We start from the raw sequence: 24,053 nt of genomic DNA on the forward strand, positions 1-24,053 counted from the left end.
TCCGTCAGGCGATCGTCAGCGGCGCGTCCGCCAGGTACGCGCAGAACGGCCCGGTCATCCGGGAGCGGGCCGGCGGGTGCAGGGACAGTCCGTGGGCGCAGGCGGCCAGGTGGCCCACCTCGTCGGAGGTCATGAAGTTGAGGCCGCCGAGGAGTTCCACCGCGCGCGGGACGATCCGCCCGAGGGCGTCCTGCACGCCGTACCGGGTGTACAGGGCCTGCGCGAGCGCGGACTCGCCGAGGTCGCCGGCGTCCACCCGGCGGGCGACGCCCTCGGCGGTGGCCATGGCGGCCTCGGTCTCCATGAAGAGCCGGACGCGTTCGTGTTCGGGGATGCGGTCGTTGAGCAGCACCCGCTCCACCAGCGCGCTCGCCGCGCCGAGGTAGCTGCCGGTCATCAGCGCCTGGAACCAGATCAGCCCGGCGGTCTGGAGTTCGTCCAGCCGTTCGCCGGTGGTGGTCGCGGTGCGCAGCACGAGTTCCGCGGGCACCACCACGTCGGTGAGGGTGACCTGCTCGCTCTCGGCGCCGGCCAGGAACGCGCTGGACCAGAACCCGGTGACGCAGACGCCCTCGCTGCCGGCCGGCACCAGCGCGACGGCGAGTTCGTCGCCCTTGCCGTCCTCGCGCGGGATCAGGACGCTGGCGGTGAGGATGTCCATGGAGTGGGCCAGGCTGCACGGCCGTTTGACACCGTTGATCCGGATGCCGTCGTCGACGACCTCGGCGGACATGGACGGGTCCAGGATGCCCGCGCCGCTGCGCCCCTCGGCGAACCCGGAGGCCACGACGCGGTTGCCGGCCGCGACCTCCTCGACGAGCGTCCACTCGGCGCCGTCGCCGAGATCACCCAGGCCCACCAGGGTGGCCATGGAGAAGTGGTGCATGGTGGTCGCCACCGCGAGCGACGGCGAGCGGCTGCCGAGCGCCCGCTGCACCCGCAGCGCGTCCAGCGCGCTCGCGCCCCGCCCGTGGTGGGACTCGGGGACCAGGAGCCCGGGACCACCGCTGTCCCGGAACAGCCCGACGCCCGGACTGCCCGGCCGTTCCAGCTCCATCAGCGGCGTCTCGCGCAGCGCGGGGTCGAGGCCCGGGAGCAGCTTGGCGAGCGTGGTGCGCTCCCGCTCTAGGAATCTCATGACGGGCGGTCCTCCTGGGTGAGTGGCCGGACGGTGAGTGGCTGGGCGGGTGAGCGGCCGGATGCCGGACGGGTGAGTGGCCGCACGGACGAGTGGCTGACGGCGCCCGGCCTCTCATACGGCGTTGGTGGCGCGCAGGAGTTGCCAGACCGCGCCGGGCCGCGGCCGGCCGCGGAAGGCGATGTACTCCGGGAGGACCTCGTGCGGGGCCCATTTCTGCTTGTACTCGAGTTGGGAGGCGGCCGGGTAGACGGCGTCGCCGTGCTCGGCGAGCCACCGGGCGAAACGGCTGAACAACGGGCTCGCACCGGGCAGTTCGTGTTCCTGGGCCAGCCCGGTGAACGGGGTGAACCCGAAGTGCAGCCAGCCCGCGCAGTCGGCCACCAGCCGTTCCATGACGGTGGCGTTGAGCGCCTCCATGACGCCGGGCGGCGCGTCGGGCCGGCGCCGGCTGAGATCGTGCAGCCAGCCGGGGCGGGTGCCGTAGACCGGCGAGTAGTTGATGTAGCCGACCACCTCGCCGTCGACGCGGCCGGCGAAGAGCCGGCGGTGCCGCTGGAGCGAGCCGGTGCGCTGGCCGACGAGGAACCGCAGCTCCTTGACGAGGCGGCCCTTCTCCCGCAGCCAGCGCTGGTCGAGCCGGTCCAGCTCGCCGCAGTCGTCGCCGTCCAGGATCTCGGTGACCTCCAGTCCCGCGCGCCGGGCCCGGGAGATCTTGTTGCGCAGCCGGACGAAGCGCGAGCCGCGCAGGGTGAAACGGGAGAGGTCGACCGCGTACGAGGCGCCGATCTGGTTCACCGTGAAGCCGTGCGCCGCGTACAGCTCGGCGTCCGCCCGCTGCAACTGCACCGCGACCAGCCGCCGCCCGGCGTGTGCCGTGAAGGCGTCCAGGAGGCGGGCCCGGTGCTCCGGCGCCGTGAACGGTCCGCCGAACTGGAGCACATAGCGCCCGGACAGGCGATAGGCGCAGGCACCGTCGAACCGGTCGGCACGGAAATACTCGTTTCCGCTGTTGAGGGCGAGAAAAGAACTCGGATTGTCACTGTGGGCGGCGAGAGTGTCAAGCACGGACGGCATTCGTGCCCTCCACGGGGGTGCGCTCGGTCGCGTGACCGGCGAATACGGGACGGTGGCGCTGCTCGAACTCCGCGAACTCCGGATCGCGCTCCGGCTCGAAGGCGACACCGAAGCTCTTCAGCGAATTGCCGAAGAGCGCCCGGTCGCCCATGAGGTGGACGGGCAGGGCCAGCAGGGCCCATTCCGGCCGGACGAACAAGGCCCAGGCGCCGGCCAGGAGAGCGGCGGTGACCAGGCTGTGCATGACGTTGTAGGCGACGTAGTAACCGCGTCGGACGCGTCCGTCCGGACTGCGCCGGAAGGCGATCGCCCCCGGCAGGTAACCGACGACATCGATCACCACGAAAAGCAGCACGAAAACGCCCCAGCGGATTTCGGAGAGATGCTGGAAGGCGAGTACGAGCGAAACGGTCAGAAAGCCCAGCCATTCGAGTCGGGAGAGAGCGAAGGTGGTCTTCGTCTCGAATCGGTTCTTGGCGTCCACGGGCGCTCCAGGATTGCGCGTACGATTCCGGGGCCCGACATCAGCCTGCCCCCTCGCTGTGGTCTGTCACTTCTGTTTACGCGCCCGGAGGCGGAACCCCTCGTAATGCGGGGGCGGTTGAACCGGTGGGTCGGCTGATCCGGGTGCGGCGGCCGAAGCGGGCCGGGCGGTTGTTCATCCGGGGTTCGTCTGCGCGACTCGGCGCCCCAGTAGGTGTGGCACGTCCCCCTGGCCGGAACACGTCCCCGGAAGGCCCCACCCATGTCACACCGCCCGTTCCCCGGCCGCCGCAGCGTGCTGCGCGGCTCACTCGCCGCGTCGGCGGCCCTCACCCTGCCCACCGCACTCGGCGCGGCACCGGCCTTCGCGCGCTCCGGACGTCCCGGCGCGGGCTGGGGCGTGCAGACAGGAGACGTGACCGAGCACTCGGGTCTGGTGTGGGTGCGCTCCGACCGGCCGGCCCGCATGATCGTCGAGACGTCCGCGACCGAGTCGTTCCGCAACCCGCACCGCCGGCTCGGTCCGCTGCTCGGCCCCGGCACCGACTTCACCGGCACCACCCGGCTGAGCGGGCTGCCGGCCGGCGAGCAGATCCACTACCGCGTGCTGCTCGCCGACCCGGACGACCCGCGCCGCACCGGCGAGCCGGTCACCGGCACCTTCCGCACCGTGCCCGACCGGCGCCGCGACGACGTGCGCTTCGTGTGGTCGGGCGACCAGGCCGGGCAGGGCTGGGGCATCAACCCGGACATCGGCGGCTACCGCATCTACGACGCGATGGCCCGGCTGAACCCCGGCTTCTTCCTGTGCAGCGGCGACAACATCTACGCCGACGGCCCCATCGCGGCCACCCAGGCACTGCCCGACGGCAGCCTCTACCGGAACATCACCACCGAGGAGAAGGCCAAGGTCGCCGAGACCCTGGCCGAGTTCCGCGGGGCGTTCCGGTACAACCTGCTCGACGAGAACCTGCGGCGCTTCAACGCCCAGGTGCCGTCGATCATCCAGTGGGACGACCACGAGGTGCGCAACAACTGGTACCCGGGCCAGGTGATAGCCGAGACGGACAGCCGTTACACCGAGAAGAGCGTCGACGTGCTGGCCACCCGGGCGCGGCGCGCGTTCGCCGAGTACTTCCCCGTCTCCACCCTGCGGCCGGGCGCCCGGGAGGGCCGGGTGCAGCGGGTGCTGCGTCAGGGCCCGCTCCTCGACGTGTTCGTGCTGGACATGCGGACCTACCGCAACGCCAACTCCGCCGACGACCAGAAGGTGGACCCGCAGGGCATCCTCGGCCGGGAGCAGTTGGAGTGGCTGAAGCGGGAGCTGTCGCGCTCGCGTGCGGTGTGGAAGGTGATCGCCTCCGACATGCCGATCGGGCTGGTCGTGCCCGACGCGACCGAGGGGGCGGCGAACATCGAGGCGGTGGCGCAGGGCGACCCGGGCGCCCCGCTCGGCCGGGAGCTGCAGATCGCGGAGCTGCTGCGGTTCATCAAGCACCGGCGGATCACCGGCACGGTGTGGCTGACGGCCGACGTCCACCACACCTCGGCCCAGCACTACCAGCCCGCGCGGGCCGCCTTCACCGACTTCGAGCCGTTCTGGGAGTTCGTCTCCGGCCCGCTGAACGCGGGCGCCTTCCCGGCCAGCGCGCTGGACGGCACGTTCGGTCCGGAGCGGGTCTTCGTGAAGGCACCGACCGCGTCGAACGTCTCGCCCGCCGAGGGATACCAGTTCTTCGGCGAGGTCGACATCGACGGGGGCAGCGGGGAGATGACGGTGCGGCTGCGCGAGCAGGACGGCACGGTGCTGTTCACCAAGGTGCTCCAGCCGGGGCGGGTCGGCCAGTAGGGCCGGCCGGCACCGGCCGGTGCGGCCCGCAACTCCCCGCCCCCGCAGGTGAAGTAGCCTGTTGCCGTGTCGCGCGCCGGTGTCATCCCGCGGCGCGCGGCACGGTCGCCGGGGAGACAAGCGGCGCGATTCGGAACGTGACCGACATCACTCACCGATCTTGGCCAAAGCACTCTTTACCCATCGGTCACAGGGCGTTCGTGATCACGCAACACGTTTCCTCCACAGTGGGCACATGAGCCGAGACATGTCCGAGGTGACCCGTACGGAACACGACCGCCCCGCGGACCGGCGGCGCCGCAACGCCGCCGAGGTCGCCGCGGCGGTGACGGCGGGCCTGCGGAGTTGGTGGCCACGCCGCCACGGTCACGCGCCGCCGACGGACGATACCGGCGCCCGGCCGCCCGCCGCGGGCGAGGCCGGGCAGCCGTCCGCGGCGAGCACCCTGTGGCGGATGCGGACCACCGTGCGGGACGAGCCGGGGTCGCTGGCCGCGCTCTGCGTCGCCTTGGCCGGGCGGCGGGTGGACATCCTCAGCCTGCAGACGCACCCGCTGGGCGACGGCACGGTGGACGAGTTCCTGCTGCGCGCGCCGGGAGAGCTGGCCGCGTCCGAGCTGACGGGGACCGTGTCGGCGGCGGGCGGCGCCGACACCTGGTGCGAACGGGCCGACGCCCACGACCTGGTCGACGCGCCGACCCGGGTCCTCGGGCTCGCCACGCGGACCGCCCTGGACGCGGCGGAACTCCCGCTGTCGCTGCGCCAGTTGCTGGGCCGGTGCACCATCCGGTCGCTGCCCGCCCCGCGGTCCGGCGGCGGGCACGAGCGGGACGGCGTCCTGGTGGAGGGCGCCCTGGAGGACACGGTGATGAGGCTGCGCACCCCGGAGGGCGGCGTGATCAGCGTCGAGCGGCCGTACCTGCCGTTCACGCCGACCGAGTTCGCCCGCGCCCGGGCCCTGGTCGAACTGGACACCCGGCTCGGCCCGCGGGTCCCGCTCGGCGAGGACGTGCTGACGCTGCCCGAGGGCAGTGACCTCACCGTCCGCCGGGCCGACACCGGGGACCTGCGTGCCGCGCGGGCGATGCACGACCGCTGCTCCCCGCGCACCCTCCAGATGCGCTACCACGGGCCGGTCGGGGACGCCGACCGCTATCTGAACCACCTGCTCAGCCCGCGTTACGGCCGCACACTCGCCGCGCGGACCGCGAACGGGCGGATCATCGGGCTCGGCCACCTGCTCTGGGACGGGGACGAGACCGAGGTCGCCCTGCTCGTCGAGGACGACTGGCAGCGCCGGGGCATCGGCGCCGAACTCCTCGGCCGGCTGGTCACGATGGCCGCCGAGGCGGGCTGCGCGAGCGTGTACGCCGTGACGCAGGCGTCCAACACCGGCATGGTCGCGGCCATGCGCGGCCTCGGCCTGCCCCTCGACTACCAGATCGAGGAGGGCACGCTGGTGATCACGGCCCGTGTGGACACCTCGGTGGCCGGTTCCCCCCGGCCGGCGAGCGGGTCGTACGAGACGAGCGGGTCGGGCAGGTCGAGCGAGTCGTACGAGGGGCGGATCGGCCGGGAGTAGCCGCGCGCACGCGCGGGACGGCGCCGTCCGCGAGGAGCACCCGGACCGGCCGGGTGCCCCCGCCGCGGCGGACCGGCGGGTGCGCCCCGGCCACCGGTCGCGGCTCGATCCGGCCAAGCTGGGCCGCGGTCTCCGGGCACCGCGCTCCGTGCGGGCCGGCCGCACCGGCGGGAGCGGACGGGTCCGCGCGTGGCAGTGATCCAGGCGCCGCCCCGGTCGCGGACCGTCTCCCCCCTCACCGGCCCGGCCGGCCGCCTCGGCCATGTCGCCGTCGCGGACGTGGCCGGTCTTCAGCGGCTGGTGCCGGCCGAGTCCACCGCCCGGCGCGAGGCGGTCCGTGTCGGCACCCGGCCGGTCTCGCGGCGGCCGGCGGGGGGCGTGCGGCCCGCCGCTGCCGCCCGCCGCCACGCCGTGAGCGAAATCGGGCCTCCTCCGGCGGCCGGCCCGGCCCACCGGGCTGACGCGGCACCGCTGTCCGTACGAGGATGTCCGCATGTCAGAGACCAAGAGCCCGCTGCCCCGCGAGGTCGCCGACGCCTACGTCGACGATCTCATCGCCCTCGACCCGGTCACCGGCACATATCTGGGCGTGCCGGAGAGTTCCGGCCTGCTGCCCGACTTCTCGCCCGCGGGCCAGCAGGCCCTCGCGGAGCTGGTGCGCACCACGCTCGCCCGGCTGGACGAGGCGGAGCGCAGGCCCGGCGGGGACAGTGACGCCGAGCGGCGCTGCGCCCGGCTGCTGCGCGAACGGCTCACCGCCGAACTGGCCGTGTTCGAGGCGGAGGAGGGACTGCGCTCGGTCGGCAACCTGAGCACGCCCGTGCACCATGTGCGCGAGGTGTTCACGGTGACGCCGGCGGAGACCGAGGAGGACTGGGCGCGGATCGCCGAGCGGCTGCGCGCGGTGCCGGCCGCGCTGGAGGGCTACCGCGAATCCCTCGCACTGGGCCTGGAGCGCAAGCTGTTCGCGGGACCGCGTCCGACCGCCACCTTCGTGACCCAGCTCGGTGAGTGGGCGGACACCGGTGCGGGACGCGGCTGGTTCGAGGACTTCGCGGCCGCCGGTCCCCAGGCGCTGCGCACCGGCCTGGACGAGGCGGCGCGCGCGGCGACGGCGGCCGTGGTGGAGCTGCGGGACTGGATGCGCGACACCTACGCGCCGGCGATCGAGGGCGCCCCGGACACGGTGGGCCGGGAGCGTTACGCCCGCTGGGCCCGCTACTTCAACGGCACCGACCTCGACCTGGACGAGGCGTACGCGTACGGCTGGTCCGAGTACCACCGCCTGCTGGCCGAGATGAGGACGGAGGCGGAGAAGATCCTGCCGGGCGCCGACACACCGTGGACGGCGCTCGCCCACCTCGACACGCACGGCCGGCACATCGAGGGCGTGGACGAGGTCCGCGACTGGCTGCAGGGCCTGATGGACCGGGCGATCGAGTCGCTGGACGGCACCCACTTCGAACTCGCCGAGCGGGTACGGAAGGTGGAGTCGCGCATCGCTCCGGCGGGCAGCGCCGCCGCGCCCTACTACACCTCGCCGTCGGAGGACTTCTCCCGGCCGGGCCGCACCTGGCTGCCGACGATGGGGCAGACCCGCTTCCCGGTGTACGACCTGGTCTCCACCTGGTACCACGAGGGCGTCCCCGGCCACCACCTCCAGCTCGCGCAGTGGGCGCACGTCGCGGGCAGCCTCTCCCGCTACCAGGCGTCGGTCGGCATGGTCAGCGCCAACGCCGAGGGCTGGGCGCTGTACGCGGAGCGGCTCATGGACGAACTCGGTTTCCTCACCGACGCGGAGGAGCGGCTCGGCTACCTGGACGCGCAGATGATGCGGGCCGTCCGGGTCGTCATGGACATCGGCATGCACCTGGAGCTGGAGATCCCGGCCGAGTCGCCGTTCCACCCGGGCGAGCGGTGGACGCCGGAGCTGGCGCAGGAGTTCTTCGCGGCGCACAGCAGCCGTCCGGCCGACTTCGTGGAGAGCGAGCTGACCCGGTATCTGACCATTCCGGGCCAGGCGATCGGCTACAAGCTGGGTGAGCGGGCCTGGCTGCTGGGCCGGGAGAAGGCCCGGGAGCGGCACGGTGACGCCTTCGACCTCAAGGCGTGGCACATGGCCGCCCTCTCCCAGGGTTCGCTGGGCCTGGACGACCTGGTGGACGAGCTGGCCCGGCTCTGAGCCGGCCCGTGCGGTGAGATCCCGGCGGGGAGCGGTACGGGTGCGCCCGGCCCCGCTCCCCGCGCGGGTCAGTCCGTGAGCCGCCGCAGGTGGACGAGGCCGAGCCAGGTCTCCGGGCCGGGCTGGACGCGGGCCGCCCGGACGGCGTAGGTGCCGGGCCCGAGCGGGACGCGGACGCGACCGGTGCCGGTGCCCGCGCCGCCGGGCCGGGCGGCGTCGAACAGCAGCACCGGGCCGGGGACGCGCCAGCACAGCTCGGGCTGCCAGTCGGCGGTGCGCAGCGCCTCGGGGACGCCGGCCGGCGGCGCGTCCTCGGCGCCGGCCGGGTGCCACCGTACGAAGGCGGTGTGGCCGGGCAGGTAGGCGGTGGCGGTGGCGGCGGGTTCGTCACCGAGGACCAGGGCCGTGGTGTCGCCGACCGGGAGGAGTCCGGCCGGTCCGCCGACCTCGCAGGCCCGGTCGTAGTCGGAGGCCGTCTCCTCGCCGTCGGCGCCGGCCCAGAACGGCAGGACCGTCTCCGGTATCGCTATCAGCGGCCCGCCGCCCGACTCGACCCACTCCACCGCGCCCGGCTCCGCGTATCGCACCATGGGGCAGAACCTACACGTAGGCCGGCGGCCGGTTCAGGCCGTGCCCCGCTGCCGCAGCACCGACCCGGTGCGGCTCTTGACGACCTCCAACTGGGCGTGGACACGGCGGCGGAGGTCGGCGACATGGCTGACGATGCCGACGCTGCGGTCGCGTTCGCGCAGTGCGTCGAGCACGTCCAGGACCTCGTCCAGGGTCTGGTCGTCGAGGCTGCCGAAGCCCTCGTCGATGAAGAGGGTGTCCAGGCGGACCCCGCCGGTCTCGTCGGTGACGACGTCGGCGAGTCCGAGGGCGAGGGCGAGGGAGGCGAAGAACGTCTCGCCGCCGGACAGGGTCGCGGTGTCCCGCTCCCGGCCGGTCCAGGCGTCCACGACATGCAGTCCGAGGCCGCTGCGTCCGCGTCCGGCGCGGTCGTCGGAGTGGACGAGGGTGTAGCGGCCGGACGACATGTGCCGCAGCCGGGCGGTGGCGGCGGCGGCGACCTGCTCCAGCCGGGCCGCCAGCACGTACGACTCCAGCCGCATCCGGCGTTCGTTCTGTGTCGAGGTGCCTGCCGCCAGGGCGGACATGCGGGCGACCCGGTCGTGTTCCTCGCGCAGCGGGGCCAGCGCGCGGGCGGCGTCGGCGGCGCGGACGGAGAGCCGGTCCAGTTCGGTGCGGCGCCGGTCGGCGGCGTCCCGCGCGGAGGCCGCCTCGCGCAGCCGCCGGACCGCCGTCTCGGCCGCCTGCCGGGCTCCGGCCAGGTCGGCCGGCGGTGCCCCGGCCGCGGCGACGGTCTCCTCCTCGGCGAGCACCGCGCGTACGGCGGCGTCCTCGGTCTCCCGGGCGTCGAGCCGGCGTTGCAGCTCGCGGTGGGCGGCGGCATCCAGCAGCGCGCCGGCCGCGGCCTGCGGGGTGTCGAACCCGGCGCGGAAGGCGGCGTCGGACAACCGCGCGTCGGCGTCCTTCAGCCGCTGCGCGCGGTCCTCGGCGACCCGGGCGGCCTCGGCCGCCTCAGCGAGCAGTGTGGCCCGGCGCCGCATCCGGTCGACCCGGGCGGCCACGCTCTCGGCACCACCCCGGGCCCGCGTCACCTCCGCTTCCAGCAGGGCGCGTTCGCTCTCCAGGCGGTCCCGGTGGCCGACCCGGGAGGCGGTGCGGACGGCGGCCTCCCGCTGGGCGGTGATCCGCTGTTCGCGTTCGCGCTCCGCCCGGCCCAGCTCCTCCCGCGCGGCGTGCAGGGCGGAGGCGGCGGTCCGTGCGCTGGTGTACTCCCGCTGGAGTCGCTCGGCCTCCTCGGCGAGCCGCTCGGTGGGGGTGTCGCCCGCTTCCGCGGTGGCGGCGGCCAGCGCCTCCCGTACGGTGCCCAGGCGCCGCTCGTCCGCCGCCCACCGCTCCTGCGCCCACTGGTGGGCGGCGAGGGCGTCCTCCTCCGCGGCGCGGTCGACGTGGCCCGCGTCCTTGCGGGCGGGGGCGGGGTGTTCGGTGGCGCCGCAGACGGCGCACGGGGCGCCGTCGGTGAGGTGGGCGGCGAGTTCGGCGGCGATGCCGTCGAGCCGCTGTTCCTTCAGGTCGAGCCAGTGGGCGCGGGCCTCGGCGGCGCGGGCGGCGGAGGCGAGCGCCTGCCGCTGGGCGGCGTCGGTGTCGGCGGTGGCCCGGTCGCGCTGCCGGGCCGCCCGCAGCCGGAGCTGGGCGGGTTCGCGGCGCGCGGCGAGCTGTTCGGCGAGCGCGGCGGCCCGCTGGGCGGTCTCGATGCCGTCCTGGAGGGTGCCACGGGTCTCGTCCCAGCCGGCCAGCCAGCCCTCGGCCTCGGCCAGGACGTCCTCGTCGGCGCGCTCCTGGCGGTCCAGTCCGGTGCGTTCCGCGACGAGTTCGGCGAGGCGCTGTTCGGCCCGGCGGGCGGCGTCCAGGCCGCCCAGTTCCTCGGCGGCGCGGCGGGCGGCGGCGGCCAGTCCGGCCGCGCCCTCCTGGTCGGACGCGTCGGGCAGGGCGGCCCGCGCGCGGGCCTCGGCGCCGGCCGCCCGGCGGTGCTCGGCGTCGGCGGCCTCCCGCAGCTCCAGCGCGGGTTGCACCGTCTCGGCCTTGCGGGCGCGTTCCATGCGTGTCCGGTCCCGCTCGTCCTCCTCGGTCCGCTCCGCGAGCCGTGCGGCGCGTTCCTCCGCCTCGGCGTACCGGCGTTGCAGCCGGTCGCGTTCGCGGGCGTCAGCGAGCTGCTGCTGGGCGGCGGCCTGGGCGGACTCGGCGGCCGCGAGCCGGCAGTGGGCGACGGTGAGCTGCTCGCGGGCGGTGGAGCGGGCGACGGCCGCGGCGGCGAGCACGGCGTCGGCGAGGCCCGGCTCACCCGGCGCCGGGCCGGGCAGTTCCATGGCGTCGCCGGCGGCCTGCTGCATGCGGTGGGCGTCGGCGAGCAGCGCGGTGTCGCCCTCGCGCACCCGGGTCTCGGTGGCCCGGCGCCGGTCGGCCAGACTCTTCTCGACGTCGGCGAACCGGCGGGTGTCGAAGAGGCGGCCGAGCAGCTTGCCGCGGGCCTCGGCGTCGGCCCGCAGGAAGCGCGCGAAGTCGCCCTGGGGCAGGAGCACGACCTGGCAGAACTGCTCGCGGCTCATGCCGAGGAGCTGGGTGATCTCCTCGCCGATCTCCTGGTGGGAGCGGCTGAGGTCCCGCCAGGCGCCGGTGCCGGCGTCGTACTCGCGCAGCCAGGTCTGGGCCTTGTCGAGGGTGGTGCCGGTGCCGCGCTTCTTCGGCCGCTGCCAGGGGGGCTGCCGGGTGATCTCCAGCTTGCGCGAGGCGACGGTCAGTTCGAGGCGGACCTCGGTGCGCAGGTGGGCGGGGGCGTGGTCGCTGCGCAGGCTCAGGCCCTGGCCGCTGTGCCGGGCGCCCGGTACCGAGCCGTACAGCGCGTAGCACACGGCGTCCAGGACGGAGGTCTTCCCGGCGCCGGTGGGGCCGTGCAGCAGGAACAGCCCGGCCGCGGACAGGTCGTCGAAGTCGACGCTCTGGGCGGAGCCGAAGGGCCCGAAGGCGGTGAGGTCGAGCCGGTGCAGCCTCACCGCGCCACCTCCCGCACGCTCTCGTCGGCGCGCACGGCGTCGAAGGCGTCGCGCAGCACGGTCCGCTCCCGCGCGTCGGGGCCGGCGCCGCGCACATGGGCGACGAAGTCCTCGGCGATCTGCTGGTCGTCGCGGCCCGCCAGCCGCCGGGCGTAGGAGACGTCGGGGTCGTCGGGGGGCCGGTCGGGGTCGAAGACGAGGGTGAGGGTGTGCGGGAAGCGGCCGGTGAGCCGGGCCATGGGGTCGGCGGGGCGGACCGGGTCGGTGAGCGTCGCCTCGACCCACGCCTCCTCGTGCCGGGTCAGCTCCGGGTCGGCGAGCAGGTCCTCCAGGGTGCCGCGCAGCCGGGCCAGCGGGCGTTCCACCGGGCAGTAGAGGCGCTCGGCGGTGACCTCCCCGCCGGCGTCCAGGTCGATCAGCCACATGCTCTTGCGGTGGGTGGCCTCGGAGAAGGAGTACGGCAGCGGGGAGCCGGAGTAGCGGACCCGGCCGGTGAGGGTCTGGCTGCCGTGGAGGTGGCCGAGGGCCACGTAGTCGACGCCGTCGAAGACCGCGGCGGGTACGGCGGCGACGCCGCCGACGGTGATGTCCCGCTCGCTGTCGCTGGGTTCGCCGCCGGTGACGAAGGCGTGCGCGAGGACGACCGACCGGGTGCCGGGCGCCCGGGCGGCGAGGTCGGCGCGGACCCGGTCCATGGCGGCGGCGAGCACGCTCTCGTGCCCGGCCCGCGCCACGCCGAACTCGTCCTTCACCAGGGCGGGTTCGAGGTAGGGCAGGCCGTAGAAGGCGACCTCGCCGTGGGCGTCCGCGAGCAGGACGGGGGTGCCGCACTCGGCGGGGGCGGTCCGCAGGTGGATGCCGGCCCGGTCGAGGAGCCCGGCGCCGACGCCGAGGCGGCGGGCCGAGTCGTGGTTGCCGGAGATCATCACGGTGGGCACGCCGAGGGCGGCGAGCCGGTGCAGGGCGTCGTCGAACAGCTCGACCGCGGCGAGCGGCGGCACCGCCCGGTCGTACACGTCCCCCGACACGACCACGGCGTCGACGTGGTGCGCGCGCACGGTGTCGACGAGGTGGCCGATGAAGGCGGCCTGGGCACTCAGCATGTTCACCCGGTGGAACGCCCGGCCGAGGTGCCAGTCGGACGTGTGCAGCAACCTCAAGACACCGCTCCGCCCCGCACGTCTCCTCCAGCAGTTCCCTGGCCACCGGGGACCGACACCGGCCGCGTGGCGCATCCACCACGCTAGCGCGACTCTCTCCCTGAACCCTCACGAACCCCGGCTCACCCCTCACGTTCAGCCGGTTTCGTAGGTTTATGTCGGGTTTTCCGGGTGGTGTGGAGCAGGCCGGCGAGGTGGGGCACCGGCCGTACCGGCGTCGGACGCGGTCGCCGACCGGTGGAGGTGCGCGGGCAGCCGCACCCACCAGGCCGCCCGGCACCGCAGCGCCTCCGGCAGCCGCCGGTCCTGTGCCAGTGCCCGCAGGTGGTGCTGTTCGCCGCCGATGCCGAGGGCGTAGACGAGGTCGCGCACCAGCCGGGCGCTGAGTTCGCTGCCGGCGCGGACCGCCGCGGTGTGCAGGGCCAGGGCGGGTTCCCAGAACTCGTCGCCGCTTCGGCCGCCCATGTGCGCGAGCGCCCGCGCGGCGGCATCGGCCACACCGGCCGGCGCGCCCCCGCGCAGCACGACCCGTTCGGCCTGGCGGCGTTCCGCCGGGCCGCCGAGTTTGCCGAGGGCGTGGAAGAGCCGGATGACGGTCCCGGCGTCGCGGCCGAAGCCGAGCCGGGCGATCTCCCGGCTGACGGCGGCGGCGAGCGGGGTCCGGTAGGGGGTGACGCGGAGCAGCAGGAGGGCGTGCAGCCGGACGTCGTAGACCGGGTCGTGCAGGGCCTCGTCCACCAGGAGGGGCAGGATCGTGTCCTGGAGGCGGTCGTTCCCCCAGGGCGCCGAGGACACCGCGGAGGCGACGATCCGCGCGACCCGCGAGTCCTGGCGCACCGCGCCGCGCTCTCCGTCCCGGCGGACCGGGACACCGGGGCCGGCCGAGGCGGGGAGCCGGCGCAGTTCCTCCCGCAGGGCCGGTGACAGCGCCGCCGGGGCGCGGGAGCCGGCGAGGGCGAACACGGAACGGGCGAGGGTGCGCGTGTCGTGGTAGCGGGAGCCGGGTTCGCGTGACAGGCCGGCCGCGTGCCCGGCGACCGCGCGGATCTGCTCGGGGCCGAGGTGGCCGTGTCTGAGCTTGCGCACGCAGCCGAGCAGCGCGCCGTAGTGGGCGTCCTCGTTGGTGGGGGCGGCGAGTTGGGCGAGCAGATGCCGGGCGGCGTCGGGATGCGTGCTGCCGTCGAGCAGGCACACCGTCTCCACGTAGGCGTGGTTCGTGGGGTCCGCCGCCCAGGCGGCGACCGCCGCGACGGCGGCCGGCCCGCCCGCGGGGTGTGCCAGCAGCCGGTTGAACGCCTCGAAGCGCTGTTGCCAGGCCGGCCCGTCGGAGACGACGGTCTCGGTCAGCAGCCGGTGCGCGACGGCCGACCAGTCCCGGGCGCGCAGCCGCATACCGGGTTCGGTGGCGAGGAAGACGGTCAGGTCGTCCCAGTCGGCACCGGTCACCACCGCGCCGCTCGTCGCCGCGTCGAGCACGAGGTCCACCCTGCTGCCCGCCGCCGCTGCCGCCCGGGGCGGGCGGGCCAGCAGGAGGCGGCCGCCTCCCGGGTCCCGTCCGGTGCCCGGAGCCGAGTAGCGGTTGACGGTGTCGACGGCGCCGGTGAGGTAGCGGGGCGGCAGGCCGAGGAGTTCCTCGTAGCGGCGCACCGCGAGGTAGGGCACCCGGACGCTCCCGGTCTCCCACCGCGAGATCCGGCTCGGATCGGCCTCGTCCGGCCAGGACCCGCCGCGGAAGGCCGCCGCGAAGGCGTACGCCTTGGTGGCCCACATCCGGTTGCCGCCGAGCAGGCGGTTGACGCGCAGCAGCCAGGCGATGCGGCGCGGTGCCGGGAGTCCGCCGGCCGGGCCGTCCCGCGGGGCCGTGAATACCACAGGGTCCCCCCTCACGCAGTCGTCGTTGCACTCCCCGCGCTTGGCTGCAATCTACCGACCACGCGCCCCTGATGCCCCGTAACGTCATAGTTGATCACCACCAGAAGGGGGCAACACCATGGTTCGCAGCAGCCTTCGTGACACGCGTCCCGGCGGCGTCCGGCACGGGCCCGAGGACGGGGACGACGCCCTGCTCCCGGCCCGCCGTCCCGTAGTCACCCCGTCCGGATGACCCGGGCCGCCAGGTCCGCCCGCAACTCGTCGGCGCGGGCGGCCAGATGGGAGGGACGCAACTCGCCCAGCAGGGAGGGCCAGCCGCGGTTCGCGACGCCGTCGAGCCATTCGAGCGCTCGCCAGGCACAGCGGAACTGATCGTCGACGAGCCGGTCGGGGAGCCGGGGATCCGCCGCACACGGGGGTTGCGGCGGATCGGGCAACGACAGCAGCAGATCGCGGCCGGCCGCCGGCCCGAGGTCGGCGCGGCGCGCCGCGAGCGTCTCCTCCACCCGTTCCAGCGCGCGGTCGATACCGGCCCGCCACACGTGCCCCGGGGTGCCGGCGACGGCGGTGAGGTCCCGGCGGGCGGCCCACCAGTCGAGGTAGCGGGGCGAGGGGCGCACGTACAGCACTCTCGCGGGGGTGCGGCGCAGCAGTTCCAGTGGCACCCGGCCGTAGTGCGGGTCCTCGGCGAAGACGTACGGGCGGACCAGGGCCACCGCGGGCCACGGCTGCCGCAGGCGTTGCCGGTCGTCGATGTGCCGGGCGATCACGGCCCAGCCGCGCAGCCGCGCCGACCGCCGGTGCGGAGGATCGCCCGGCACCACCCGGCCGCCGTCCACCACGGTGGCCGAGCTGACCGGCACGTACTCCCAGCCGAGCGCCTCGGCGATCAGGGCCGCGGTGTGCGCGGCGGACCACACGGCACCGACCACCACCAGCGGCCGCTGCTCGGTGCCTTGCCAGGGCTGCAGAGCGGGCCGGTGCAGGTCGGTGAGGACGTTCTGGACGAGCAGGTGCCCGGGCCAGCGGGCGGCGGCGGGCGCCCACAGGGAGGTCCCCGGCTCGCCCTGCCAACTGTATTCGCCCGCGCCGCGCAGCGCCGGGGAGAAGACGATCCGCAGCTCCGCCCGTACCCGGGCGTGCGTGCCGTCGGCATCGGTGCCGTCCGCCGGCCCGACGTCCGGCAGCGCCGCGCCCGGGTGGTCGGCGCGCAGCGCCCGCTCGGCGAGCTGCCGCCTCGACAACGCGAGGGCCCCGTCCGCCAGCCGGAACTCGCCCACCAGCACGGTCGAGAGGGGATGGTCCCGTCCGGAGCCGAGATGGGTGAGCCCGGCGGTGAACCGCCCGGCCGCCCCGCGGTCCGCGCTCAGCGCCGCCGCGGCGCGCAGCGGGGCCGGCAGCCGGACCGGCGGCAGGGTCCGCACGTACTCCTCGACGCTGCCGATCGAACGCAGCGCGGCGGCCAGTTCGGGCGGCGGGTCGTACGGGGAAGCCGTCGGCGCCTGCGATCCGGGCAGCCATCCGATGGCCGCGAAGACCCGCGCGGGAGCGACCCCGGCCAGCTCCGACAGCGACCTGACGAAGCGGGGCGGGGGCATCCGCTCGCCCAGCATGTACTTGCGCACGGTCTCGGTCTTGTACCCGAGGGCACCCGCGAGCGCGCTGTCCCCGCTGGGCCGCCCGTCCGCCGTCAGCGCGGCACGGCACCCCTCCAGGGCGACCCTGACCGCCTCGCGTTCGTCGTCGCTGTACGTCACTGCCGCGCCCCCGCGCCCCCGTACGGAAATGGTGACACGAGCGTACGGATCGGGCGCCCGGGCCGCCCAGGGCTTGGGGGAATCTGGCCCCGACGGCACCGTCTCCGCGGCACCGGTCGGGGACCGGACACCGGATCTGGGGACGGAGGAAGGGGTGGACCGTGGCATCGGAGGAACCCGAGGGGGCGAACATGCCGGACGGCGCGCGCCCGTCGGACCCGGCCCGGGCGGTGACCTGGCCCGAGTGGCACCCGGAGCACGACCCGGGCGGCTACCGACGGCTCGCCCGCTACGTGAGTGTCCAGGCCCTGTGGGACCTCGATCTGCTGGAGCACGAGGCGCACCGCTGGGACGGCAGGCCGCTCGCGCTGCTGGAGCGGCTGTACACCCGGCTGCGGGCCAAGGACGTCCCGTACAACAAGGCGCCGTGGACGGTCCGGAGCCACCAGCGCGTCCGGGACCCGCATCTGGTCGACCGCAGCTCGGGGACCTGCCTCGACCTGAGCCTGATGTTCGCGGCGATGTGCGAGTCGGCGGGACTGCGCCCGTACGTGACGGTGCTGGGCGACCATGCCCTGGTGCTGGTGCACACCGAACCCCGGCCCACGGCCGAGCGGATGAACCGGCCTCCGGTGGCGCTGCCGCCCGGCCACGGCTACGAGCGGGGCGTGTTCCGCGTCTACGGCGGGCGGCTGCGGCTGCGGGGCGGCACGGCCGTCGACGTCGTGCGCGCGTGCCGCGGCGGCGGTGACTTCGCCGAGGCGTGCCGCGCGGGGGCGACGCGGCTCGCCGGGGAGCACGACGACATCCGGATGGTCGACGTCGTGCGGTTGCACTCGGACGGCGACGAGGACGTACGCCCGCTGCCCATGGTCCGCGACGACTCCCGGCCCGCCATCTACCGGCGGCTGCCGACCCGGCCGCCGTTCGTCGACTTCCCCGGGCGCCACGCGTTCGTCCGCGAACTGACGGCCGCGGTCTCCAGGGGCGGCACGCTCGTGCTGTACGGGCCGCAGGGCCTCGGCAAGAGCATGCTCGCCCACCACCTCGCGGCCCGCGCGGACCAAGGGTGCGGATGGTTCCTGGACGCCTTCGACCAGCGGACCCTGACGGCTTCGCTCGGGGACGCGGAGATCGAGGAGCGGGGCCTGGCCGGCGAGGCCCGGGACAGTGCGGACCGCACCGGGTACGCCGCGCTCGCCCTCGAACGGCTGGGCGCCGCCAAGGGCCCCTGGGTGGTGGTCCTGGACAACGTGCGGGCCGGTCCGGGAGAGCTGCGCCTGCCCCAGCCCGCCCGGGAGGGCCAACTGGTGGTCGTCACGACGACGAACCGCGCCTGGGCCCGGCCCGCGACCCATCCCGGCCTGCGGGCCGCGAACGCCACCGCGCTGGAGGTGCCCCCGCTCGGGCCCGACGACTCCCTGCGGGTGCTCGGCGTCGAGGACGCGCCCCTGGACCTGCTCGCCGGACGTCCCCTGCTGCTGGAAGCCAGCGCCCGGTTCCGGACCGTCACCGGCCGTACCTGGTGGCGGCGCGACGCCGCCCTGCCCACCGGTCCCGAGGCGGTGCCCGCGGCCATCTGGGCCGCCGCGGTCCACGGCGCGCCGGACGACGCCTCGCGCGGCCCCCTCCTTGGCGATCCGGCGTCGGCGGAGCACCGGCTGGCGACGGCCATGGCCTGGCTGCCGCCGTCCGGGACGACGCCGGCGCTGCTCGAACTCACCCTGCCGGGAGCCGCGTCGGGGGAAGGAGAGCCGCCCGCGCCGCGGGAGGGGCTGGAGCGCCTGCACTCCCTGGGGCTGATCGACTTCACCGGCGGCCGGGCCGCCATGCACCGGCTGTTCCGGAAGGCGATCCGGGAGGACGGACTGCGGCGCTCGCGGACGGAGACGGCCGCCCTGGTCGGCACGGTCTACCGCAACCTTCTCGCCACGACCGACACCGCCCGCCTCCCCCGGACCGGGGCCGGGCCGGCCGCGGCGGCCTCCCCCTTCGACCTGGTGCTGGACACCACCGAGGTGCGGGCTCTGACCCGCCTGCTCGCCGAGGAGTTGCCCGACCGGGACGCGTTCCGCAGCCTGCACGCCCTGGGTGTGCTGGTGGAGCGGCAGGACCGGGCCACCGCGGCGGACTGCTTCGAGCAGGCCCGGTTACGGGCCGGCCCGATCGACGCGGCCGCGGACGCCGGGCGGCGGGTCATGTTCGCCGACTGCCTGCGGGGCAAGGCCCGGGACGTGCACAGCACACCGGGGCCGTCCCCGAGGGGGACCGTCGAGGAGGCGATCGAGTGGGTGGTCCGGGCGCGCGCGCTGTGCGAGGTCCCCGGGGCCGGACACGCCGAACTGCTGGCGGCCTCCCGGGCCGAGGCGATGCACGGTCTGCTGATCCGCAAGCAGGCGAACACCAAGGGGCCGGCCGCCCACGAACGGCTGGCGCTGCTGCGCCGGGCCGAGCGCATCCTCAGGCACAGTGCCGCCGAGCGGGAGAAGCTCACCGGCGCGGGCTCCCCGGACGTGGACCGCAGCCGCTTCAACCTCGCGGGTCTGGAGATCTCCCTGGCCCAGGCCGACGCCGGGAGCCCGCCCGGGGACCACCTCGACGCCGCCGAACGGCACTACGGGACCGTCCTCTCGATCCGCGAACGCCGCTATCACACCCGGCACCTGGAAGAGGTGATCACCTGCGTGCACGGGATGGCGCTGGTCGGCTACTACCGCGCCGTCCTCCAGCCCGTCCCGCCCGCCGAGCGGGCCCGGCTGCTCACCGACGCGCTGCGGCACGCCCGCGAGGCCCTCGAAGTACGGCAGAGCCTGGCGATCACGATCGAGCGGGACGTCCTCAAGAGCCTCGACATCCTGGCCAAGATCACCCTGGCCCGGCTCGACGCCCATCAACTGGCCCGCGGCGCCGAGGAACCGCCGGACGCGTCCGAGAAGCTCTACGACACCTACCGGCAGGAGTCCGACGGCGGTCGCTTCACTCCCCCGCCGGACCGGCCCGCCGCTCCCGGTCCCCCCGCGTCGTCCCCTCCCCCACCGGCACCACCACCTCCGGACAAGGACTGACCTCCATGACCTCGCGCTTTCCCCCAACCACCCTGCCGGGCACCGGCAAGGACCTGCTGCCCGACATCGACGCCTGGATCACCTCGGAGGCCATGCGGGCTCTCGTCGCCGCCTTCGCGGGCGACCCGGCCGCGCTGTCCGGCACACCGGACACCCTGCTGGAGCGCATCGACCGGCTGCTCGCGTTCACCGGCGGCGTCAGCACCCGTCTGGAGAATCAGGAACGCCACGAGGCCGGCGAACTGCCGATGACCCCGGAACAGGCCGAGACCGTGCTCGCCGCCGCCGCGGCGCTCCGCCTGTGCGACCGGCTGCCGCCGTCCCGGCGGGAGTACGACCACGTGATCATGCTGGGCGGTCTGATCCGCGCCTGCTTCAACCGGCCGGCCTACGCCGCCCGGCTCATCGGCGACGGCACGGTCACGGCCGGGGCGGTCACCGCGCTGGGCGGTCACCGCGACTTCAAGAGGCCCGAGGAGTACGGCGAGACGCCCGTCACCGAACGCGAGCACGTCATCGCCGAACGGCTCGGTCATCCCGGGCTCAAGAACGAGTACGCGGCCCTCGACCTCGGCACCCGGCTGGCGTTCGGACTGGGCGACCCGGAACACGAGGAGGGTGAGGACTCACCCGACCCGGTGAACCTGCCCGGCCTGACCTGGGGCGTGCGCCACTACCGCACCCCGCGGGAGCTGTCCGTACGGGTCGCCGCGGCGCCCTCCCAGGATCCGCCGCGCCGCGCTCACACCGGCGAGACCTACGCCTTCTTCGCCGAGCGGATGGCCGCGCTGAGACCGGGGACGCGGCTGCTGCTCGTCACCACCCCGCTCTACAAGCCCATGCAGCACTTCACCGCCGTCCGGATGCTGGTGCTGCCCTACGGAGCCGAGGTGGAGACGGTCGGTGGCGACGTGGACCGGCAGGCGCCCGTGCTGCGCCAGCCGTTCACCCCGACGAAGTACCTCAACGAGATCCCCACCACGCTGCGGGCCCTGCGGGGCCTCGCCGCGGCGGCGCGGGAGGGCGACAACCCGTGACCGTACGGAGGGACGCGCACCGCATGCCGGAGACCACGGTGGCAGCCATGACCCGGGGCTGGCTGGAACTGCCCGCCGAAGCGCGGGAGGCGATACACCCGCTGGGCGGCGTGGGGAAGGGCGGTCTGCTCACCTACCGGGTCCGGCGCGGCTATCTGGAACGCAGGCTGAAGCGGAGCCGTCCCGAGCTGGGGCCGCTCCTGAGGGCGGGCTCGGGCACCGCTCGTGAACTGGCCGAACTGGCCGGGGCCGTGACCGGACTGGCGCCCGAGGTGGCACTGGACGGTCCGGTCGCGGCCGGTCTGCGCGCGGCGTTCGCCAGGGCGGGGCGGCCGTCCGCAGAACACGAGGACGTGCTGTACCGCTGGGTCGTGGAGTGGGCCGGCGGCCGGCCACCGACGGCCGCGGAGTGCGACCGCCCGGTGGCCGACCGGTTCGGCGGTGACCCGGATGCCCGGCCGCCCTCCTACGCCGCGCTGAAGACGCTGCTGGGGGACCCGGTCGCCGTCGAGCGGCTCGACGACGTCGTCGCGGAGGGCTGGGCGCCGCACACCGCCGGCCGGAGCGGCGCACCGGACCCGGCGCAGCGCGAGGCGCTCGGCGCGCTGCTGGACTCCGATGTCACCAGCGACCTGGACGGGCTGTGGGACGCCTACGCGAAGACCCGTCCGTGGGAGCGGCTGCTGGACGACCCGGTCGACTCCGGGCTGTCGGCGTCGGCCGTCCCCGCCCGGCCCACGGTGGCCGGACGGCGCAGCGGGCGCGGCGCCTCCCTGCCGCCTCCGCTGGACCGGTCGCTCCACCAGCGGCTGGGTCCCGCCGTCTTCGAGAACCCGGACGAGGCGGGCGGGGACTTCCGTGCCGCGACCACCCGCCGCCTCGCCCGCCGGGAGGCGGAGCGGATGTGCCGTCCGCTCGGGCTGGCCGGTGACGACTGGCGGGTGGCGTTCGCGCTGGGCGTGCATCTGGCGTGGGCGGTCGCACCGTCCACGATCGACGAACGGTTGCGGCACGGGTCGCGGGGGCGCCCCTCCGGGCTGCCGCGCCGGGTGGAGCATCTGATCCGGACCGTGGTCGCCGCCGACCGCTTCGCGTACAGCGAGCGACGTGGCGGTGTGCACTCGCTCGCCCGGCAGCGGATGGAACAGGCGCAGGTGCACGCCGTCGCGAGGCTGTGGCCGCGGCTGCACACCCGGGAGGTGCGCGACGAGCCGTTCTCCCCGGAGCTGTCGTTCAGCCTGGTCGGCAGCGCGATCCGCTCGTTCGTCCGCGGGTCGGCCGACGGGGCGGGGCGGGGCGACCCGCGGATCACGTCCATCGGGGACCGCGAGCCCGTGGACCCCGGCACCGGGCCGGCGACGGACCAGGGCTCGGACGCCGCTCAACTGATCTACGAGGTGGTGCTGTTCGCGATCGAGCACCGCCTTCGCGAAGACCTCTCCCGGACCGGCGGGGCCGATCCCCTCGGCCTGATCCGGTGGTTCCTCACGGACCCCGGCGAAGAGGCCGTGCGTACCTGGTGGAACGCCTCGCTGGACGCGTACGCCGACTCGCTCGGGCCCGGGGCCGCCCTTGCCTGCCGGCCCTCCGTCCAGGTGGCCCGGGTGGCCCTGCGGCGCTTCCTGCCCCGCGATGACGACACCGACGAGACCCGCGAGACCGACGAGACCGGCGAGACCGACGAGACCGACGAGACCGACGAGACCGACGAGACCGGCGAGACCGGCGAGAGTCCAGGAGAGCGACGATGACAGTGACCGTACGCGTGGACACGGTCGGCACCGTGCGGATCGGCCCCCCGCCCGAGGTGTGGCCGTTCCACGCGCCGATGGGGCTGGCGGGCGGAACCGTGGTGATCGACCCGTTCGCCCCGGACGCCCCGCCGTACGCGGAGCTGGACGGCCCGGCTGAGGCGGCGGACTGGCTGGAGGCCGTCTACGGCCCGGGGACGCGGGCGGTGGTGCGCGCGACGGTGGCCGCGGCGCGGGCCGGATCGGTCGCCGCTCACGACCGGGTGGACGCGACGGTCCGGTCGGCCGCCGTCCCCTGGTCACCGGGTCCGGGACACGAGTCCCTGGTCCGGCTGGCGATGACGCGCTGGCTGGGCGACTGGTCCCCGGACGGGCTCGATCCGGTCCTCCTGGACCTGGAGGCGGGCGGTCTGCTGTGGGATCTGGACGGTGTCGTTCCGGGGGCTGTGGCGCTGGCCCGGAAGTGCCTGACACGGTCCGCGGACCCGTTGCTGGAGCTGGCCGAGCGACTGCGGCACTGGACGCCGGAGCAGGTGTCGGACGGTCTGGTGGCCGAGGCGGTCCTGGACTCGGTACTGGCGGCGGCCTGCCTCCTCGAAGGCCACCGCCACCACCCGCGGCTGCTCGCCCTCGCCCGCGAGGAAGCGTCGGTACGGGCGTCGGGGGCCCGCCTGTCCGGCCCGGAGAGCCGGGTACCGGCCCTCGCCCGGGTCGAGACGGCCGCTCAGGACAGCGCGGAGGGGACCAGCAGCGTCGACTGGGAACAGGTTCCGGCCCGCGTGCTCGACGCGGCGGACAACACCGTGCGCTGGCGCACCGTGCGCGGCACGGCCGACGGTGACCTGCTCCAGGTGACGGTGCGGGCGGCGCCCCGTGCGGTCCGCGTGGAGGGCCTGGGGTTCCGCGCCTACCATCCGCGGCTCCCGCTGCCGGTCGCGCTGGGCCGGCTGCACCGGCCCGCCGAGCCGGGCGACCCGACCCTGCGGGGGGAGGCCGTGCTGAGCCCGCTGATGCGGGCACTGGACGCGGCCGGGCTCGTGGTCGACGTGTTCGACGCGGCCATGGTGTCCCCGCCGCGCACCGGGCGGGCCGCCCTGCGCGCCGTGCGCAGGCGCCGGGCCGTGCGGCAGCTCACCTCGCTGCGCCGGCGCTGGGCGACCCGCGACGCCGCCGGCATGTCGCGGTGGGTGCCGGCGGCGGCCCGGACCGCCGGTGACCTGGACGAGAGCGCGGCCCGTCGCGGACCCGATCCGCTGGCGACCCGCATGTGGAACCTGGTGTCGGCCGCCGCCGTGACGGCCCGGTCGCTCGGTGCCCCCGACGTACCCGTACCGGAACGCGCCGAGGGGAGGGAGCGGGCGGGGGACCCGGCGGGCCCGCCGCGGGTGCCGTGGCTGCGGGACCCGACCTGGCGTCCCACCGTGGCCGAATGGCTCGCGGTCAGGCCCGACTTCGGCCTGACCGCGAGGTGACCGGGGCCGTC

General features: G+C 75.2%; 15 protein-coding genes. 7 read left to right on the forward strand and 8 right to left on the reverse strand.

Features of this window, described 5'->3' with window-relative positions; all coding sequences use genetic code 11:
• Window positions 1–4 precede the first annotated feature (4 nt).
• The 3 genes from ABEB00_RS27410 to ABEB00_RS27420 form a co-directional block, all read right to left on the reverse strand.
• On the reverse strand, window positions 5–1,138 hold the full coding sequence (locus tag ABEB00_RS27410) for an acyl-CoA dehydrogenase family protein (RefSeq protein WP_345623052.1): 1,134 nt from the start codon (window positions 1,136–1,138) through the stop codon (window positions 5–7).
• 114 nt (window positions 1,139–1,252) lie between these two features.
• Window positions 1,253–2,215 (reverse strand): bifunctional lysylphosphatidylglycerol flippase/synthetase MprF, encoded by a 963-nt coding sequence (locus ABEB00_RS27415; protein ID WP_345623053.1) that lies wholly within the window; start codon window positions 2,213–2,215, stop codon window positions 1,253–1,255.
• Window positions 2,199–2,699, reverse strand: coding sequence for a hypothetical protein (locus ABEB00_RS27420; protein ID WP_345623054.1), 501 nt, complete (start codon window positions 2,697–2,699; stop codon window positions 2,199–2,201). The genes ABEB00_RS27415 and ABEB00_RS27420 overlap by 17 nt, the downstream gene beginning before the upstream one ends.
• Before the next feature lie 261 nt (window positions 2,700–2,960).
• Here ABEB00_RS27420 and ABEB00_RS27425 point away from each other — a divergent pair, with 261 nt between their 5' ends.
• The 3 genes from ABEB00_RS27425 to ABEB00_RS27435 all read left to right on the forward strand — a co-directional run bounded on the left by ABEB00_RS27425 (window position 2,961) and on the right by ABEB00_RS27435 (window position 8,311).
• A complete protein-coding gene (locus tag ABEB00_RS27425; RefSeq protein ID WP_345623056.1) occupies window positions 2,961–4,547 on the forward strand; it encodes an alkaline phosphatase D family protein in 1,587 nt (528 codons plus the stop codon).
• A gap of 235 nt (window positions 4,548–4,782) precedes the next feature.
• On the forward strand, window positions 4,783–6,129 hold the full coding sequence (locus ABEB00_RS27430; protein WP_345623058.1) for a GNAT family N-acetyltransferase: 1,347 nt from the start codon (window positions 4,783–4,785) through the stop codon (window positions 6,127–6,129).
• A gap of 493 nt (window positions 6,130–6,622) precedes the next feature.
• Complete coding sequence (locus tag ABEB00_RS27435) at window positions 6,623–8,311, forward strand: DUF885 domain-containing protein (protein WP_345623059.1); 1,689 nt, start codon at window positions 6,623–6,625, stop codon at window positions 8,309–8,311.
• Window positions 8,312–8,379: 68 nt separating this feature from the next.
• On the opposite strand, the gene ABEB00_RS27440 is transcribed toward ABEB00_RS27435, so the two are convergent.
• The 5 genes from ABEB00_RS27440 to ABEB00_RS27460 form a co-directional block, all read right to left on the reverse strand.
• Window positions 8,380–8,901, reverse strand: a complete 522-nt coding sequence (locus tag ABEB00_RS27440) for an Imm21 family immunity protein (RefSeq protein WP_345623060.1) — start codon at window positions 8,899–8,901, stop codon at window positions 8,380–8,382.
• 33 nt (window positions 8,902–8,934) lie between these two features.
• Window positions 8,935–11,928, reverse strand: coding sequence for an AAA family ATPase (locus ABEB00_RS27445; RefSeq protein WP_345623061.1), 2,994 nt, complete (start codon window positions 11,926–11,928; stop codon window positions 8,935–8,937).
• Window positions 11,925–13,088 (reverse strand): exonuclease SbcCD subunit D, encoded by a 1,164-nt coding sequence (locus ABEB00_RS27450; protein WP_345623062.1) that lies wholly within the window; start codon window positions 13,086–13,088, stop codon window positions 11,925–11,927. The genes ABEB00_RS27445 and ABEB00_RS27450 overlap by 4 nt, the downstream gene beginning before the upstream one ends.
• A gap of 153 nt (window positions 13,089–13,241) precedes the next feature.
• Window positions 13,242–14,960, reverse strand: coding sequence for an XRE family transcriptional regulator (locus tag ABEB00_RS27455; protein ID WP_345623063.1), 1,719 nt, complete (start codon window positions 14,958–14,960; stop codon window positions 13,242–13,244).
• Window positions 14,961–15,175: 215 nt separating this feature from the next.
• Window positions 15,176–16,717 carry a hypothetical protein gene (locus ABEB00_RS27460; RefSeq protein ID WP_345623064.1) on the reverse strand — a complete coding sequence of 514 codons (1,542 nt, stop codon included), beginning with the start codon at window positions 16,715–16,717 and terminating at the stop codon, window positions 15,176–15,178.
• Window positions 16,718–16,878: 161 nt separating this feature from the next.
• On the opposite strand from ABEB00_RS27460, the gene ABEB00_RS27465 reads away from it, so the two are divergent.
• The 4 genes from ABEB00_RS27465 to ABEB00_RS27480 are packed head-to-tail and all read left to right on the forward strand — an operon-like array spanning window position 16,879 to window position 24,042.
• A complete protein-coding gene (locus tag ABEB00_RS27465; RefSeq protein ID WP_345623066.1) occupies window positions 16,879–19,782 on the forward strand; it encodes an ATP-binding protein in 2,904 nt (967 codons plus the stop codon).
• Window positions 19,783–19,787: 5 nt separating this feature from the next.
• Window positions 19,788–20,819 carry a hypothetical protein gene (locus ABEB00_RS27470; protein ID WP_345623067.1) on the forward strand — a complete coding sequence of 344 codons (1,032 nt, stop codon included), beginning with the start codon at window positions 19,788–19,790 and terminating at the stop codon, window positions 20,817–20,819.
• Complete coding sequence (locus ABEB00_RS27475; RefSeq protein WP_345623068.1) at window positions 20,816–22,570, forward strand: hypothetical protein; 1,755 nt, start codon at window positions 20,816–20,818, stop codon at window positions 22,568–22,570. The genes ABEB00_RS27470 and ABEB00_RS27475 overlap by 4 nt, the downstream gene beginning before the upstream one ends.
• Entirely contained in the window at window positions 22,567–24,042 is a 1,476-nt protein-coding gene (locus ABEB00_RS27480) for a hypothetical protein (protein WP_345623069.1), read from the forward strand. Before ABEB00_RS27475 ends, ABEB00_RS27480 begins: the two co-directional genes overlap by 4 nt.
• The last annotated feature ends 11 nt before the right edge of the window (window positions 24,043–24,053 follow it).

Origin of the sequence: Streptomyces ziwulingensis, from assembly GCF_039542605.1 — a bacterium.
Lineage (GTDB): Bacteria > Actinomycetota > Actinomycetes > Streptomycetales > Streptomycetaceae > Streptomyces > Streptomyces ziwulingensis.